The organism is Nocardia sp. JCM 34519.1 (genome assembly GCF_020361265.1).
Taxonomy (GTDB): domain Bacteria; phylum Actinomycetota; class Actinomycetes; order Mycobacteriales; family Mycobacteriaceae; genus Nocardia; species Nocardia arthritidis_A.
Genome location: NZ_JAIRBR010000009.1, coordinates 56230 through 71330 on the forward strand (window position 1 = coordinate 56230; position 15101 = coordinate 71330).

Genomic DNA, 15101 nt, shown 5'->3' on the forward strand with positions numbered 1-15101 from the left:
GCCGCATGAAAACCGTCGCGGGACCGGCGGATCACGTTGTCGTCGTCGGCGCCGGGCTGTCCGGGCTGTCCGCCGCGCTCTATCTCACCGGCGCCGGCCGCCGGGTGACGGTGTTCGAGCGCGCCGACCATCCGGGCGGCCGGGTCGGCCGCTATCGCGGGCCGGATTACGAAATCGACAACGGCGCAACGGTTTTGACCCTGCCCGAACAGATCTACCAGGCACTGGCCGCAGTCGGGCGGGATCCGGCGACGCTGCACCCACCGCTGCGGATTCACCAGCTCGCACCCGCCTACCACGCCAGGTACGCCGATGGCTCGACCATCCGGGTATTCGCCGACCCGGAGGCCATGGCCGATGAGGTGCGCCGCACCTGCGGCCCGGAAACCGCCCGCCGCTACCTGAAGCTGCGCAGCTGGCTGGCCGGGATCTACCGGGCCGAGTTCACCGAATTCATGGACACCAACTTCGATTCGCCGCTGGATATGCTGCGCACACCCGAAAAGCGCAGGGCCCTGGTCGGTTTGGTGCGTCTCGGCGGATTCGGCCGGCTCGGCGGCAAGGTCGGCAGATTGCTGCGCGACCCGAAGTTGGCTCGGCTGTTCACCTTTCAGGCGTTGTACGCGGGCATGCCGCCCGCCGACGCGCTCGCGGTCTACGGCGCCATCCCGCATATGGACACCTCGCTCGGCGTCTATTTTCCCGAGGGCGGTATGCGGGCGATCGCTGCGGCCATGGCCGAGGCGTTCACCGGCGCGGGCGGCACCCTCGCCCTCGGCACCGAGGTGACCGGCATCGACTACCGCGACCGGCGCGCCCACCGCATCCGGCTGGCCGGCGGCGAAACGGTCGACTGCGATGCCGTCGTGCTCACTGCCGATCTCGGCTCGCTGGACCGGTTCGGGGTGCGTCCGCGCCGGGGCCTGCGCGCCGCGCCCTCCGCATTCGTCGCGCACGGCACCGTCCCCGCCGCGGTCGCCGACGCCTGGCCGGTGCGGGCGCATCACACCATCGATTTCGGCGCGGCATGGGATCGGACGTTCCGGGAGATCACCGCCCGCCGCCGGGGCCGCCTGATGAGCGACCCCTCCCTGCTGCTCACCCGGCCCGCACTCACCGATCCGAGTCTCTATCTGAACCGCCCCGGCGGCCGGCACGAGCCGCTCTCCCTGCTCGCCCCGTGCCCGAATCTTCGGTCGGCGCCGCTGGATTGGGCGCGGCTCGGCCCGGCCTACCTCCGGGAACTGCTGAACGTGCTGGAAGAACGCGGCTATCACGGCATCGCCGAACACTTCGCCGTCGATCATTTGGATACCCCGCTCACCTGGCAGGCGCAGGGCATGCTGGCCGGGACGCCGTTCTCCGCCGCGCACGTCTTCCGGCAGACCGGACCGTTCAGAACCCGCAATTTTCCACGCACCAGCGACAATGTGGTTATCGCAGGTTGCGGCACAACTCCGGGGATCGGCGTGCCGACCGCACTGCTATCCGGAAAACTGGCGGCAAACCGGATAACGGGCGTTCCGGGCGCCGGCGCGATCGAAACCCCACCTACCAGCGGCATAGTGTTCCCCGCAACGCCGTAAACTAAGCGCCGACCTATTCGCTCGCGGTTGCGACCGCCGACCACTCCCGGGGGGACCGACACCACGATGGCTTCCCCCGAAACGCACGCCCCGGCAGCACCTACCACCGAAAACACCCCGACCACCGATCGCGCACCCGTCGGGGTCGTCGGCGATGCACCGCACCATTGGCTGCGCGATATCGGCGATTTCCTGCGCACCCCGGAGGGTCACGCCGCGCTGCTCGGCTTCGTCGGCGCGATCCTGATCACCTTCGGCGGCTTCGGCGCGGGCAGCACCCGGGTCCGCGACCCGCTGCTGGAATCCATGCACCTGTCCTGGCTGCGCTACGGGCACGGCTACGTGCTCAGCACGATCGTCATCTGGATCGGCGTGCTGATGATGATCACCGCGTGGGTCCGGTTGGGCCGCACCACGATCGGGCGGAACGACCGTCCCGGCGCGGGCGTCACGCTCAACGAGCTACGCGGCATCGTCGGAATCTGGATCTTCCCACTGCTTTTCGCGGTCCCGATGTTCAGCCGCGACGCCTACTCCTACCTGGCGCAGGGCGCGCTGCTGCGCGACGGCTTCGACCCCTACAAGGTGGGTCCCTACATCAATCCCGGCGTGCTGTTCGACAACGTCAGCCAGGTCTGGACGCATACGACGGCGCCGTACGGCCCGATCTTCCTGCTGCTCGGCCGCGCGATCACCGTCATCACCGGGGACAACGTCGTTGCGGGCACCATCGCGCTGCGGCTGGTGATGCTGCCCGGCCTCGCGCTGATGATGTGGGCGGTGCCGTATCTCACCAAACACCTCGGCGGCAAACCGACCGTCGCGCTGTGGCTCGCGGTGCTGAACCCGCTGGTGCTCATCCACCTGATCGGCGGCGTACACAACGAGATGCTGATGGTCGGCCTGATGGCCGCGGGCATCGCGCTGGTGCTGGAACGCCATCATGTCGCGGGCATCGTGGTGGTGGCCATCGGCGTCGCCATCAAGGCCACCGCCGGTGTGGCGCTGCCGTTCCTGGTGTGGATCTGGATGCTGCACGAGCGCGAGCGCCGGGCCGCCCAGCGCGCCGAACGCGATGACAGCGCGGCCATTCCGGACGATCACCCCGACGCGGCGCGGCCGAGCGAGGATATGCCGCATCCGGCCATCACCTTCGTCAAGATCGCCGGGCTGGGGCTCGCGATATTCGGGGCGGTGCTCGCCGTCGCGTCGGCGGCCGCCGGCGTCGGCCTCGGCTGGCTGTCGGCGCTGTCGGGTTCCAAGAACATCATCAACTGGCTTTCGCTGCCGACGATCATGGCGTACGCGGTCAGCTGGGTCACCCCGCTGCAGGTCATCGGACCGGATTCGGCGGCGCTGCAGACCACCCGGATGTTGTGCGCCGCCGCGCTCGTCGTCGTGCTGGTGTGGACCTGGTGGCGGTGCAGGCACAGCGAACGCGAGGCGGTGCTCGGCATCCTCATCGCCTTCGTCGGCATCGTCGTGCTCTCGCCGGCCGCACTGCCCTGGTACTACTCGTGGCCGCTCGCGCTGGCCGCGGGTTTCGCGCTGTCCCCCAGGGCGCTGATGGTCCTGGTCGGCATCTGCACCTGGCTGATGCTGGTCTTCCAGCCGGACGGTTCGAACGGCCTGTACACCACCTGGCACGTGGCCGCGGCGACCTTCGCGGCCGTGGTGGCCGCGATCTCACTGCGCACGGTCGATCCGCTGCGCCTGCGCGCCACCTCGGCGGGGTCGACCACGTCCACGCGCTCATGAGTGGCCTAGAACTCGCGTACCGGGAATGCCGAAGGATCGCCGCGGCGCACGGGCGCACCTACTTCCTGGCGACCCGCCTGCTCGCACCCGAACACCGCCCTGCCGTGCATGCGCTCTACGCCTTCGCCAGAACGGTCGACGACATCGTCGACAACGGCTACCCGCCAACCGATTTCGCGCCCGAACACGGCCCGGCCGGTGAACTCGACTTGATCGAGAAGCGGCTCCGATTGCTGCTGGAAGGCGAGCCGGATCCGAATCGGCAAGGCGGACAATCCCGTTCGCGCGTGCTGGCCGCCGTTTCCGACACCATCCTGCGCTACGACATAGCGCCCGAACACTTCTGGATCTTCCTGGACTCCATGCGGATGGACGTCCCGGGCACCCCGCGCTTCCGCGCGCACTACGCCACCATGGCCGAATTGCGGGACTATATGCGCGGTTCCGCCGCCGCCATCGGCCTGCAACTACTGCCCGTACTCGGCACGGTGGTCGAGATCGAGGCGGCCGAACCCGCGGCGGCCGCGCTCGGCGAGGCCTTCCAGCTCACCAACTTTCTGCGCGATATCGCCGAGGACCTCGACCGCGGCCGGATCTACCTGCCCGCCGACGAACTCGCCACATTTGGTGTCGACGCCGAATTACTCGCCCACTGCCGTGACACCGGTCACACCGATCGGCGGGTACGCCGCGCGCTGACCCACCTGATCGCGCTGAATCGGGATATCTACCGCCGCGCCGTCCCCGGCATCGAACTGCTGCTGCCGCGGGTGCGCCCGGCCATCCGCACCGCCGCCACCCTCTACGCCGATATCCTCACCGAGATCGAACGCGCCGATTACGCGGTGTTCGAGCGGCGGGCCGTCGTTCCCAGACACCGCCGACTGCGAGTCGCCGCAACGGAATTCGCGAGCGCCGCACTGAACGGCAGGCGGCGGTAGCCCCCGTGGCCCCGGTCGCGTACCGGGGCCACGGGGCTGGAACTGATGATCGAGCTCAGAAGGGATCCGCGGCTGCTCTGCGCAGCACCTCCCTTGCCAGCGGGCCGTGCAGAGCCTCGACGGGTTTGCCCGGCAGGGTCTCGTCATCGGTGAAGATCCACTCCAGGATCTCCTCATCGGTGTACTTGGCGTCCCGCATCACGGTGATCAGGCCGGGCAGCGGCTTCACTACCGCGCCCGCTTCGTCGAAGAACACCTCGGGTACGCCCGCAACACCATCGCGGCGCACCGCGATGAGCTGATGGTCGCGCAGCATCTGATGCACCCGGGTCACCACGATCCCGAGTTTGTCGGCCACGTCCGGCAGCGGCAGCAGCTCCACCGACTGCGGAAGGACATCATCACTGCAGGGAAATGCACTCACCGGGATAACGGTAGACGGTTGCGCGCCGCACGTCGTGAGACACCCTTGCCCGATTCGTCGATACCATCGTGGGGGCCGCACGGGGCGGTCGATCGCTTGTCGCGCGCGCAGCGAGGGGTGAGAACTTTGTGAAAACCGGAGGACATCAATTGATCGGCCAAATGCTGGAAGGGCGCTATCGCATAGATGCGCCGATCGCGCGTGGCGGCATGTCGATGGTCTTCCGTGGGGTGGATACCCGCCTGGACCGGCCGGTCGCCATCAAGGTGATGGATCCCAAGTTCGCCGGTGACCCGCAATTCCTCTCGCGGTTCGAATTCGAGGCGCGCGCGGTGGCCCGGCTCAAGCATCCGTCCCTGGTCGCGGTGTACGACCAGGGCATCGACGGCGACTACCCGTTCCTGATCATGGAGTTGGTCGAGGGCGGCACGCTGCGCGAGTTGCTGCGCGAACGCGGGCCGATGCCACCGCATGCGGTGCGCGCGGTCGCCGAGCCGGTGCTGGCCGCCATCGGCGTCGCGCACGACGCGGGCCTGGTGCACCGCGATGTGAAACCGGAGAACGTGCTCATCTCCGATGCGGGTGAGGTGAAAATCGCGGATTTCGGTCTGGTGCGCGCGGTCGCCGCGGCCACCACCACCTCGGCCAGCGTGATTCTCGGCACGGCCGCGTACCTGTCCCCCGAACAGGTGACGAGCGGCACGGCCGATGCGCGCAGCGACGTCTACTCCTTCGGCATCCTGATCTTCGAACTGCTGACCGGACGGGTGCCGTTCAGCGGCGACAACTCACTGTCGGTGGCGTATCAGCGCATCGAGAACGACGTGCCGAGCCCGAGCCGGTTCATCGCGGGCGTGCCGCCGGAATTCGACGAGCTGGTCGCCAAGGCGACGGCGCGTGAACCCGCGCATCGGTACTCCGACGCCAACGAGATGGCCGCCGCGCTGCGCTCGATCGCCACCACGCTGAACCTACCCGTGTATCGCGTTCCGGCGCCGCAGGATTCGGCCGAACACCTGAGCGCAAGCTATCGCGCGGTGGCCCCGGCCCCGCCGAGACCGGCGCCGGAGCCGTACACCCCGCCGTCGACCCAGCACACCAGAGTGGTGACCGCGCCGAGACCCAGAATCGACTACGAGCCCGACGAATACCGCGACGATTACCAGCCGGAGGACTACGCGCCGCCGCAGAGCCTGCGCCAACCGCCGTACAACGGGTTCGAGGACCGCAGACGTTCGCGGCGCACCACGTGGATCTGGATAGCCGTTGTGGCGATCGTGACACTGATCGTCGGGGTCGGTGGCTGGTGGGTCGGGGTCGGCCGCTACGCGGCGGTACCACCGGTCGCCGGCCTGGACGCAGATCACGCGGTGGCCGCGCTGAAGAACGCCGGCTTCTCGACCGAGATCCGGCAGAAGGCCTCGGATACCATCCCCGTCGGCGGCGTCGTCGGCAGCGATCCGTCGGCGGGGAGCAAGCTCACCAAGGGTTCCACCGTCGCCGTGCTGGTCTCCAGCGGCAAACCGAAGGTGCCCGATGTCAAACCGGGCGATGACATCTCGAAGGTCAACCAACTGATTCGCGACGCGGGCCTGATACCCGTCGACGGGGGCGAGATCTCCAATCCGGCGCCGAAAGGCACACTGGCCAAGGTAGATCCGGGCGCCGACACCGTCCTCCCCGCCAACGCGCAGGTAAAGGTCTACCGCAGCAAGGGATCTCAGCCGGTGAAGGTGCCCGAGGTGCGCGGCAAATCCGCCGCGGACGCCACCAGGATCCTTACCGATGCAGGAATCACGGTGCGCGACACCAAGACTCAGTACGACAGGACCATCGAAGCCGATAAGGCGATCGGCACCACGCCCGCCGCGGGTACGACGATCCAATCGGGAGACGGCGTTACCCTGCTGGTGTCCAACGCCGTCAAAATGCCCGGCGTCGTAGGGCTCAATGTGGGGGCGGCCCGAGCCAAGCTGGAAGCGCTCGGTCTGGATGTCGAGGTGAAACAGCTTGCGCCGTTGGACGGTTCGGTGGTGATCTCCCAATCCCCCGGCGCGGGAGCCAATGTCGAATCGGGCGACACCGTTACCCTGACCGCCTTGCCTTGAAGAAATGGGCGCGGCCATCGCTGACCGCGCCCGATACGCCGAAAGTTCAGCGGAGCATTTCGGCGACCAGGAAGGCCAGTTCCAAGGACTGCTGGGTGTTGAGCCTTGGGTCGCAGGCGGTTTCGTAGCGGTCGTTCAGGTCGAGGTCCGAAATGTCTTGGGCGCCACCGAGACATTCGGTGACGTCTTCGCCGGTGAGCTCGATGTGCAGGCCGCCGGGGTGGGTGCCCAGGGCGTGATGCACCTCGAAGAAGCCCTGCACCTCGTCGACGATGCGGTCGAAGTGGCGGGTTTTGAAGCCGGTGGACGCCTCGTGGGTGTTGCCGTGCATCGGATCGCACTGCCAGATCACCTGATGGCCGGTGGCCTGCACCTTCTCGATGATGGGCGGCAGCACGTCGCGCACCTTGCCGTTGCCCATGCGGGACACCAGCGTCAACCGGCCCGGCTCATTGTTCGGGTCGAGGCGTTCGACGTATTCGACGGCCAGTTCCGGGGTGGTGCCGGGGCCGATCTTGAGGCCGATCGGGTTGGCGAGCAGTTCGGCGAACGCGATATGCGCGCCGTCCAGGTGCCGGGTGCGCTCGCCGATCCACAGGAAATGCGCGGACAGGTCGTAGAGCACCGGCTCGCCCACCGCGTTCTCGCTGAGCCGCAGCATGGCCCGCTCGTAGTCGAGGACGAGCGCCTCATGGCTGCAGTAGATGCGCGCGGACTGCAGGCTCGGATCGTTCACCCGGCAGGCGGTCATGAACCGCAGGCCGCGGTCGATCTCCTCGGCCAGCGCCTCGTAGCGGGCGCCCGCGGGCGACTGGGCGACGAAATCGCGGTTCCAGTCGTGCACCTTGTGTAGATCGGCCATGCCCGCGCCGGTGAGCGCGCGAACCAGGTTCATCGCGGCGCTGGCGTTGGCGTAGGCGCGGACCAGACGCGACGGATCGTGTTCGCGCACAGCCGCATCCGGGACCAGCGAATTGATCATGTCGCCGCGGTAGGACTTCAGGCCGAGCGCATCGGTGTCGGCCGAACGCGGCTTCGCGTACTGCCCGGCGATCCGGCCGACCTTCACCACGGGCAGGCTGGCACCGTAGGTGAGCACCACCGCCATCTGCAGCAGGGTGCGGATATTGCCGCGGATATGCGGTTCGGTGTTGTCGGCGAAGGTTTCCGCGCAGTCGCCGCCCTGCAGCAGGAACGCCTCACCGCGCGCGACCTCGGCCAGCCGCAGCCGCAGGTCCTCGACCTCGGCGGGCACGCAGATCGGCGGCACGCTCTCCAATACGGTGCGCATCATCGCCGCCTGCTCCGGATCCCAGGACGGCTGCTGCAGCGCGGGCCGCGCGAGCGCCTCGTCCAGTCGCCTGCGCAGCTCGGCGGGCAACGGCGGCAGTTCCGGCAGGCGATCGATCGGTACGTCGACGGTCCAGTTCACGAGATCAGAATACGGACGCACCCGGTGCCGGAGATACCCGGTGGTAGGGGTGAGATTCACCCACCTAGGGTGATTCGTAAAGCGCATCGACAGCGATGGGCCGGAACGCGGAGGACAGAGCGATCTCGTTGAGATACTTTTATGACTGCGAATTCATCGAGGACGGACTGGTGATCGATCTCGTCTCGATCGGCGTCGTCTGCGAGGACGGTCGCGAATATTACGCCGTCTCAACGGAATTCAATCCCGATAAGGCGGGGCCGTGGGTGCGCAAGTATGTGCTGCCGCAGCTGCCGCCGCCGTCGTCGCCGTTGTGGCGCGGCCGCAGGCAGATCCGCGACGACCTCTACCAATTCCTGGTGCCGCGCCCGTCGGTGCAGCCGGAACTGTGGGCCTGGGTCGGTGCGTACGACCATGTCGCCCTGTGCCAGCTGTGGGGTTCGATGGTCGACCTACCGAACGCCCTGCCCCGCTACACGAATGAACTGCGCCAGCACTGGGATGCACACGGCCGACCGGAACTCCCCCCGGTCCCGCCGGACGCGCACGACGCCCTCGCCGACGCCCGCCACAACCTCGCCAAATTCGAGGCCATCGAGGCGGCCCGCCGCGCGGCCGCCGGGAGCTGACCGAAAAGCGCGGGCCCCGAGTCGATTTCGACTCAGGGCCCGCGCTTCTCACATCGAACGTCAGTGACCGTGCATGTCGTTCTTGGCCCGCTCCTGGGCCTCCTGCAAGACGGCGAGCTGCTTGTGCTCTTCCTGGTGTTCGATCTCGAAGTGCTTCTCGCTCTCCGCGGGCGGGTCGGCCCGCAGGAAGCTGCCGGTGCCCGGCTTACCGGCCGAACCCAGCTTGTTCATCTTCTTCGGGATCGCGGCGCCCTGGTACTCCAGCGGCACCGGGTGGCCGTGGTCGTCGACCGGGCCGAGCGGCTGGTGCACCTCGATGTACTCACCGTGCGGCAGGCGCTTGATCACGCCGGTCTCGATGCCGTGCTCCAGCACCGCCCGGTCGCTGCGCTGCAGGCCGAGGCAGAACCGGTAGGTGATGAAGTACGCGATCGGCGGCGCGATCAGCAGACCGATGCGGCCCATCCAGGTGGTGGCGTTCAGTGAGATGTCGAACTTCAGCGCGATGATGTCGTTGACGCACGACAGGGTCAGCACCAGGTAGAACGCGATCGACATGGCACCGATCGCCGTGCGCACCGGCACGTCGCGCGGGCGCTGCAGCAGGTTGTGGTGCACGTCGTCACCGGTGAGCCGCTTCTCGATCCACGGGTAGGCGATGAGCACCGTGAACACCAGACCCATGACCAGCGCCACCCAGAACGCCGCCGGAACGGTGTAGCGACCCAGGTAGAGCTCCCATGGCGGCATGAGTCGGGCCATGCCGTCGGTCCACATCATGTAGAAGTCCGGCTGCGAACCCGCGGATACCTGAGACGGGTTGTACGGGCCCAGGTTCCAGATCGGGTTGATCTGCAGCACACCACCCATGAGCGCGACGACGCCGAGGGTGAACATGAAGAACGCGCCCTGGTCGGCGGCGAACACCGGGATGATGCGGGCGCCGATCACGTTGTTCTCGGTGCGGCCGGGGCCGGGGAACTGCGTGTGCTTCTGGTACCAGACCAGCGCGACGTGCGCCGCGATCAGCGCCAGGATGATGCCGGGCAGCAGCAGCACATGCGCGATGTACAGGCGCGGGATGATGATGTCGCCGGGGAAGTCGCCACCGAAGATCAGCCAGTGCATCCAGGTGCCGATGATCGGGATCGACATGGTGATACCGCCGAAGGCGGCCCGCAGACCGGTACCGGAGAGCAGGTCGTCCGGGATCGAGTAGCCGAAGTAGCCCTCGAACATGGCCAGGATCAACAGCAGCGAGCCGATCACCCAGTTCGCCTCACGCGGCTTGCGGAACGCGCCGGTGAAGAAGATGCGGAACAGGTGGATGATGATCGAGCACGCGAAAAGCAGTGCGGCCCAGTGATGTACCTGCCGGACGAACAGACCGCCGCGCACCTCGAAGGAGATGTTCAGCGCCGACTCGTACGCCCGCGACATGGTGACGCCGCGCAACGGCTGGTAGGCGCCGTTGTAGACGACCTCGGTCATCGACGGATCGAAGAACAGGGTCAGGTAGATACCCGAGAGCAGCAGGATGATGAACGCGTACAGCGCGATCTCACCGAGCAGGAACGACCAGTGGGTCGGGAAGACCTTGTTGATCGACCGCTTCGCGAACGCGGCGGCACGATACCGCTCGTCCATCTCATTGGCTTGCGTTGCCACACGACTCATGAACGACGCTCCCAGTAAGCCGGGCCGAGCGGCTCGATGAAGTCGCCGTTGGCGACCAGGTAGCCCTCGGAGTTGACGGTGATCGGCAGCTGCGGCAGTGCGCGAGCGGCGGGACCGAAGACCGGCTTACCCCATTCGGTCGCCGAGAACTGCGACTGGTGGCAGGGGCACAGAATCCGGTTGGTCTGCTGCTCGAACAGCGAGGTCGGGCAGCCGAGGTGAGTGCAGATCTTCGAGTAGGCGAAGTAGTCGCCGAAGTTGAAGCTCTCCTGGCCCTTGCGCTTGATCGCCTTCTGCGCGTCGGCGGTCCGCAGGCGGATCAGCATGACGGCGTTGCGGATGCCGCGCAGCGACTGCAGGGTCGCGTGCTCGTCGCCGCGCCACTTCTCCTTCCACGGGAACACGGTCTCCATGGCGCCCGCGTCCAGATCCTCGGGACGGACCAGCACGACGTCCTCCGGGCGACCGGTGTCGCGGCGGATGTAGACGGTCTCGCCCGGGTAGTCGGGGGTCCAGCCGGACACCCACAGCGGCGACTTGTCGCCCTTGGCCCACGGGTTCTTCACCAGACCGCCCACGAACACCAGCAGCGCGCCGATGCCGAGCACGCCGACGCCCGCACCCGCGGTGCGGGTGATCAGCTTGCGGCGGCCCAGCGTCGAGGTCTCCAGCGCGTCGGACAGCTCGGCGACCAGCGTGCGCCGCTCCACCTCGTCGGACGGGCCGTCGTGGCGGACCTGGATGGACAGCTCGGCCGGGATGAACTTCTTGCGGATCAGCACGACGGCGATGCCGATGGCGAGCACCGAGACGCCGAGGCCGATACCGACCAGCGGGGTGTAGAGCGAGTAGGCGCCGTGCCCGGACTCCGACTTGCCCTTCCACTCCCACGGCCAGAACAGGAAGACGCCGACCAGCACGGCCGCCGCCAGTCCGGAGATGGCGAACCAGAACGCCACCTGGCGCTCGGCCCGCTTCTCGGCGCGGGTGCCCGGAACCGGGAACCGCTCGCGCCGGTAGGCGACGTCGACGCCGTCGCGTTCGGTGCCGAGCTTGACCAGCTCGTCCCGCGACATCGCGTCGAGCTCGGCCTCCGTGTACTCCTTCGGCGCACCGCCGTCGTGGCCCTCTTCCGGCCGCATGTCGTTGGTCTCCTTGTCGTCGCTCATGAGCGGGATCCGATCCACATCGCCGCGCCGACGACGGCCACGATGCCGATGACCCACATGGCCAAGCCCTCGGTGGCCGGTCCGAACCCGCCGAGATCCCAGCCGCCCGGGCTCTTCTCCTCGGTCGCGTTCTTCACGTAGGCGATGATGTCGCGCTTCTCCTCCGGGCTGAGCTGCCGGTCGGAGAACTTCGGCATGTTCTGTGGGCCGGTGACCATCGCGTCGTAGATCTGCTGCTCGCTCGCCGGCTCCAGCGGCGGGGCGAACTTACCGGAGGACAGCGCGCCGCCGCGTCCGGTGAAGTTGTGGCAGGAGGCGCAGTTCATCCGGAACAGCTCGGAACCGCGGGCGATATCCGGACCGCGCAGCGACTCCTCGGCGACCTTGCCGTCGGCGTCGCGGATGACGGTCGGGCCGCCGCCGTTCGCCGCGACGTACGCGCCGAGCGCGTCGGTCTGGTGCGCGTCGAACTTCGGGTCCTTGCGGGTGGCCTGGGCCTCGTTGCGCGCCATGGGCATACGGCCGGAGGACACCTGGAAGTAGACGGCGGCCTCACCGACGCCGATCAGGCTGGGGCCGCGGTCCTGCACGCCCTGCAGGTTGGCGCCGTGGCAGGTGATGCAGGAGGTTTCGTAGAGCTGCTGGCCCTCGCGGATCAGCGCGGACTGATCGTCCTTGGCCGTCGCCACCTGCGCGGTCGGCGTCAGCGCCGCGGCGAGAAAGCCGGCTCCGACCAGGCCCACCAGCAGCGCGAGACCGCCCGCGATCCGACGGCGGACGCGCCGCTGCCTGCGCGTCTTGCTGGCCTTGGCCTGGCCGCCGACAGCGACTGCTTGCAGGTCGCTCGAGATGACACTGCCGACATCGGCGGGCTCTGGCGCTGACGGGGGAGATGAACTCATCTGTGTCCCTTTGGAGTAGACGGAACCGACTTGTGTGCTGTGTGCTGCCCGCGCGAAATCAGCGGACGAAGTAGATCGTGGCGAACAGCCCGATCCACACGATGTCGACGAAGTGCCAGTAGTAGGAGACGACGATCGCCGCGGTGGCCTGCGCCGGGGTGAACTTGCTGACCTTGGTGCGGATCAACAGGAACACGAACGCGATCAGACCGCCGATGACGTGCAGGCCGTGGAAGCCGGTGGTGATGAAGAACACCGAGCCGTACGAGCTGCTCGAGATCGAGGTGCCCTCCGAGTACAGGGCGCGGTATTCGGTCCCCTGACCGATGACGAAGAACAGGCCCATGAGCAGGGTGACGACGTACCAGCGCCGCAGCCCGAACACGTCGCCCTTCTCCGCGGCGAACACGCCCATCTGGCAGGTGAACGACGATGCGACCAGCACGGTGGTAACCGGCACGGCGAGCTTCATATTCAGCTCGGTCGGTTCCGGCGGCCAGTTGCCATGGGCCTGGGCGCGCGCGACGAAGTACATCGCGAAGAGGCCGGCGAAGAACATCAACTCGCTGGACAGCCAGATGATGGTACCGACGCTGACCATGTTGGGCCGGTTCAGCGAGTGCACACGCTGGGTAATGGCCGATCCTGGGGTCCCTACTGCGGTCGTCACGGGGGTAAGTATGACTCGTCGTAGTACGACAGCAGTACCCGGGTGCGAAACTTGTCCGTCCGTGTCGGAAAACCCACGGACAGAGGGGGTCTCGTTCGGGCGTCGGCGTGTTGGGGCGTCCGGAGGCATCATGGCAGGCCAGGTTGAGAAAAAGCTGAGATGAGGAGGCGAAGGTGGCGGGTTGGCTACGACGGTTGCTCGGCCGTAGCGATCAGGTGTCGCTCGATCCGGGCCGGGCCGATCTCGTTGTGGTGGTAGCGAGTTTCGATGACGCGGAGGCGTGTTCAACGGCACTCGACCGCGCGACGGCTCTCAATCGGGACGCGCCCGCGGTGCTGCGTCACCATCTGCGGATCCCGGCGGAGCGGGTCGGGCAGGTGTGCGCGATCGCCGCGCAGGAGGGCTACGCCGCGGCCGAAACGCCTTCCGATGCCGGTGATGGCCTGAAAAGGCTTCTGCTGCAACGTGTTCAGCTGCTGGACGCACTGCACTGCGCGCAGGAGCGGTCCAGGATGGCCGGTCTCGCGCAGCGCAACGACGGCGTCGCGGACGGTTGGGACGCGCTGCAGCCCGGTCCGGCAGCCGATTAGGCTGCTTCGCGAACGAACTGGTGCGCGAACCAGTGGTGACGGGAGAAGTGGACAATGAGCGTGCGCAGCTGGCCCCAGGTGCTCGGGACCCTGGCCGACGGCCGCGATCTGGCCGCGGAGGATACGGCCTGGGTGATCAACGAGATCTTCACCGATAACGCCACCACCGCGCAGATCGCCGCGTTCGGCGTCGCCATCAAGATCAAGGGTCCGACCCCGGCCGAACTGCGCGGCCTGGCCACCGGCATGCTGCGGCACGCCAGGCTGGTGCATATCGACGGCGACGCGGTGGATATCGTCGGCACCGGCGGCGACCGCTCCGGTTCGGTGAACATCTCCACCATGTCCTCGATCGTGGTCGCCGCGGCCGGGGTGCCGGTGGTCAAACACGGCAACCGGGCCGCCTCGTCGAAGAGCGGCGGCGCCGATGTGCTGGAGGCGCTGGGGGTGCGGCTCGCGCTCGGTCCGGAATCGGTTGCCCGATGTGTGCGCGAGACCGGAATCGGGTTCTGTTTCGCGCCGCTGTTCCATCCGGCGCTGCGATACGCGGGGCAGGCGCGCAAGGAGATCGGCATCCCCACCGTCTTCAATGTGCTCGGCCCGCTGACCAATCCGGCGCAGCCGAGGGCGGGGCTGATCGGCTGCGCGTTCACCGAACTGCTTCCGGTGATCGCGGGCGTATTCGCCGAGCGCGGCAGCACCGCGCTGGTGGTGCGCGGCAACGACGGACTGGACGAGATCACCACCTCCGATACCACCGACGCGTTCGTGGTTTCCGGCGGACGGGTGCGCGAGACCACCATCGACCCGACCCGCATCGGCATCCCTCGGGTCGAGTTGGCCGCGCTGCGCGGCGGGGATGCGGCCACCAACGCGGAGGTGGCCAGGGATGTCCTCGCCGGGAAGGCGGGGCCGGTGCGGGATGCGGTGCTGCTGAATTCGGCGGCGGCCATCGTCGCCTATGACTTGTCGCGCGGCGCAGGCGCATTCGAGCAGGATGTGCACGAGGCGCTGGCGCTCGGCATCGAGCGCGCGGCGGGCGCGATCGATACGGGTGCGGCCGCCGCGCTGCTGCAGCGCTGGGTCGCGCTGACGAACACCCTCGGCGACCGCTGAACACTTCAGCTGCCAACACCACATAACAGCTGGTCAGATGCGCGTAAGCTGATCTTGTAATCCGGCGCGCCCGCTCGACGTCCGGCGTGCGCCGACCCA

Annotated in this window: 13 protein-coding genes; 7 read left to right on the forward strand and 6 right to left on the reverse strand. The window is 67.8% G+C overall.

The window, feature by feature from the left end; genetic code table 11:
- Positions 1–5 precede the first annotated feature (5 nt).
- From crtI to LGY53_RS22400, 3 genes are all read left to right on the forward strand, one after another.
- Positions 6–1586 carry a phytoene desaturase family protein gene (gene crtI, locus LGY53_RS22390; RefSeq protein WP_225728656.1) on the forward strand — a complete coding sequence of 527 codons (1581 nt, stop codon included), beginning with the start codon at positions 6–8 and terminating at the stop codon, positions 1584–1586.
- A gap of 66 nt (positions 1587–1652) precedes the next feature.
- Positions 1653–3344 (forward strand): alpha-(1->6)-mannopyranosyltransferase A, encoded by a 1692-nt coding sequence (locus tag LGY53_RS22395; RefSeq protein WP_225728657.1) that lies wholly within the window; start codon positions 1653–1655, stop codon positions 3342–3344.
- The gene (locus LGY53_RS22400; protein ID WP_225728658.1) at positions 3341–4285 is read left to right on the forward strand and encodes a phytoene/squalene synthase family protein; all 945 of its coding nucleotides are present in this window, start codon (positions 3341–3343) and stop codon (positions 4283–4285) included. Before LGY53_RS22395 ends, LGY53_RS22400 begins: the two co-directional genes overlap by 4 nt.
- Positions 4286–4340: 55 nt before the next feature.
- Here the strand turns inward: LGY53_RS22400 and LGY53_RS22405 are convergent, their stop codons facing one another.
- The gene (locus LGY53_RS22405) at positions 4341–4709 is read right to left on the reverse strand and encodes an Rv2175c family DNA-binding protein (RefSeq protein WP_225728659.1); all 369 of its coding nucleotides are present in this window, start codon (positions 4707–4709) and stop codon (positions 4341–4343) included.
- A gap of 149 nt (positions 4710–4858) precedes the next feature.
- Between LGY53_RS22405 and pknB the strand changes: the two genes are divergently transcribed.
- A complete protein-coding gene (gene pknB, locus LGY53_RS22410; protein ID WP_225728660.1) occupies positions 4859–6817 on the forward strand; it encodes a Stk1 family PASTA domain-containing Ser/Thr kinase in 1959 nt (652 codons plus the stop codon).
- Positions 6818–6863: 46 nt separating this feature from the next.
- Here pknB and LGY53_RS22415 read toward each other — a convergent pair whose 3' ends face one another.
- Entirely contained in the window at positions 6864–8249 is a 1386-nt protein-coding gene (locus LGY53_RS22415) for a class II 3-deoxy-7-phosphoheptulonate synthase (RefSeq protein WP_225728661.1), read from the reverse strand.
- 128 nt (positions 8250–8377) lie between these two features.
- Here LGY53_RS22415 and LGY53_RS22420 point away from each other — a divergent pair, with 128 nt between their 5' ends.
- The gene (locus LGY53_RS22420; RefSeq protein ID WP_225728662.1) at positions 8378–8878 is read left to right on the forward strand and encodes a polyadenylate-specific 3'-exoribonuclease AS; all 501 of its coding nucleotides are present in this window, start codon (positions 8378–8380) and stop codon (positions 8876–8878) included.
- Between the two features lie 60 nt (positions 8879–8938).
- On the opposite strand, the gene LGY53_RS22425 is transcribed toward LGY53_RS22420, so the two are convergent.
- The 4 genes from LGY53_RS22425 to LGY53_RS22440 are packed head-to-tail and all read right to left on the reverse strand — an operon-like array spanning position 8939 to position 13296.
- A complete protein-coding gene (locus tag LGY53_RS22425) occupies positions 8939–10555 on the reverse strand; it encodes a cytochrome bc complex cytochrome b subunit (protein WP_225728663.1) in 1617 nt (538 codons plus the stop codon).
- Positions 10552–11697 carry a ubiquinol-cytochrome c reductase iron-sulfur subunit gene (locus LGY53_RS22430; protein ID WP_225728889.1) on the reverse strand — a complete coding sequence of 382 codons (1146 nt, stop codon included), beginning with the start codon at positions 11695–11697 and terminating at the stop codon, positions 10552–10554. Before LGY53_RS22430 ends, LGY53_RS22425 begins: the two co-directional genes overlap by 4 nt.
- Before the next feature lie 23 nt (positions 11698–11720).
- Complete coding sequence (locus LGY53_RS22435) at positions 11721–12626, reverse strand: c-type cytochrome (protein WP_225728664.1); 906 nt, start codon at positions 12624–12626, stop codon at positions 11721–11723.
- Positions 12627–12684: 58 nt separating this feature from the next.
- Positions 12685–13296 (reverse strand): heme-copper oxidase subunit III, encoded by a 612-nt coding sequence (locus LGY53_RS22440; RefSeq protein WP_225728665.1) that lies wholly within the window; start codon positions 13294–13296, stop codon positions 12685–12687.
- Positions 13297–13469: 173 nt separating this feature from the next.
- Here LGY53_RS22440 and LGY53_RS22445 point away from each other — a divergent pair, with 173 nt between their 5' ends.
- Together LGY53_RS22445 and trpD are read left to right on the forward strand one after the other, a co-directional pair.
- The gene (locus tag LGY53_RS22445; protein WP_225728666.1) at positions 13470–13886 is read left to right on the forward strand and encodes a hypothetical protein; all 417 of its coding nucleotides are present in this window, start codon (positions 13470–13472) and stop codon (positions 13884–13886) included.
- 54 nt (positions 13887–13940) lie between these two features.
- Positions 13941–15002: an anthranilate phosphoribosyltransferase gene (gene trpD / locus LGY53_RS22450; protein ID WP_225728667.1), complete on the forward strand. Its 1062-nt coding sequence runs from the start codon at positions 13941–13943 to the stop codon at positions 15000–15002.
- The last annotated feature ends 99 nt before the right edge of the window (positions 15003–15101 follow it).